Source organism: Hansschlegelia beijingensis (assembly GCF_045505405.1).
In the GTDB taxonomy this organism is placed as follows: Bacteria; Pseudomonadota; Alphaproteobacteria; order Rhizobiales; family Methylopilaceae; genus Methylopila; species Methylopila beijingensis_A.
The window spans coordinates 1-1451 of the sequence record NZ_JBJKEX010000511.1; the positions used below are offsets into that span (position 1 = coordinate 1).

The 1451-nt window shown below is 71.3% G+C and carries 1 protein-coding gene and 1 pseudogene; both read left to right on the top strand.

Annotation, left to right across the window (positions count from 1 at the left end; all coding sequences use genetic code 11):
• Positions 1-831: pseudogene (locus tag ACIKT0_RS18200) on the top strand (helicase-related protein); the annotation flags it as partial.
• 292 nt (positions 832-1123) lie between these two features.
• Positions 1124-1300: a hypothetical protein gene (locus tag ACIKT0_RS18205; protein WP_407106738.1), complete on the top strand. Its 177-nt coding sequence runs from the start codon at positions 1124-1126 to the stop codon at positions 1298-1300.
• Positions 1301-1451 lie beyond the last annotated feature (151 nt).

Here is a 1451-nt window from a genome sequence, read left to right on the forward strand (position 1 = left end):
GCCGACGGCGACGTCGTGCTCGCGGCCGACGGCGCGGTGCGCTGGCTCGGCGAGCTGGTCGGCCGCCTCGTGAAGGGCGAGAAGACGCTGCAGCCGCGAATCCGGGTGCTGGCCGACGACCAGCTCACCGGCGGAGCGCGTGAGCAGGTCGAGAAGCGCCTCGACCTCTGGATCCGCGCCCACGTCAACAAGCTGCTCGGCCCGCTCATCGCGATCGAGACGGCGGAAGACGTCACGGGCGTCGCGCGCGGGGTCGCGTACCAGCTGGTGGAAGATCTCGGCGTGCTCGATCGCGCACGCGTCGCCGAGGAGCTCAAGAGCCTCGATCAGGCGGCGCGCGCGGCTCTGCGCCGGCACGGCGTCCGGTTCGGCGCCCACCACGTCTACATGCCCACGCTGATGAAGCCTGCGCCCCGCGCGCTGGCCGCGCAGCTGTGGAGCCTGACCCACAGCGCCGCCACCGAGGCGCGGGTCGACGACGTCGCGCATCTCGCCTCCGCCGGGCGGACCACCATCCCGGTCGATCCCGCGATCGAGAAGGGGCTCTACCGCGCGCTCGGCTACCGGGTGTGCGGGCAGCGCGCCATCCGGGTCGACATCCTCGAGCGCCTCGCCGACCTCATCCGCCCAGCGATCGCGTGGAAGCCCGGGCAGCCCGGAACGCCGCCCGCAGGCGCGACGGACGGCAATGGCTTTACGGTGACTGTGGCGATGACCTCGCTCGCCGGCTGCTCCGGCGAAGACTTCGCCGAAATCCTCCGCTCGCTCGGCTACCGCATGGAGGGATCAGCAGCCTGCTCCACACTGCCCCGAGGGCCGCAGGGCCCATGACGAGCCCGAGAGGCTCGCGGGCGTCGAAGGCCCGCGCCGTCGGAGGAGCGTCCGGCACGATCCCCAGCATACTGAGGCCGGCCACGCAGATCGCCGACACCACTGCGCAGACGCCGAAGGCGTAGCGGGACTGCGAGATCGGGCGCGGCGGCATCAGGTCACCTGCGGGCTCAACCGTATGAGCTTAGCCCGCTATGCACCTCAGCGCGCAAGATCTCTTCGAATAAGCTTATCGTCCCGGGGGCGGCCGCATCCGGATTTTCACTTATTGCGGCCAGAACAGGGGCGCCTCATGCTGCGCCATTCCGGGACGGAGGACGTCATGGACAAGCTGACGGAGCTCGGCGCCCAAGCAATCGCGAACGATGCGCGAGAGGCCCTGAACGCCAGCTTCCACACGGCCGTATCGCTGCTGTTCGCGGGCGCCGCCGCCGTTCTCCTGCTGCTGGCCGCCACGCACCTTCTCTAACGGCTGAGGGCGCCCGCACCGCTACGCCCCCCGGGGGCGGCTCGCGACGTCAACGCCGCCGCCTCGAAACCGGCGGCGCTAAGCGCTCCTGACGTCAGCGGAAGTCGGCGCCCGGCGCCGCGCCGGTCGTCTTGGGGCCGCGGTTCTGGTC

Bases quoted from the DNA above. Each gene is read 5' to 3' on its own strand.
- ACIKT0_RS18205 (WP_407106738.1), top strand. From the start codon at position 1,124: ATGCTGCGCCATTCCGGGACGGAGGACGTCATGGACAAGCTGACGGAG.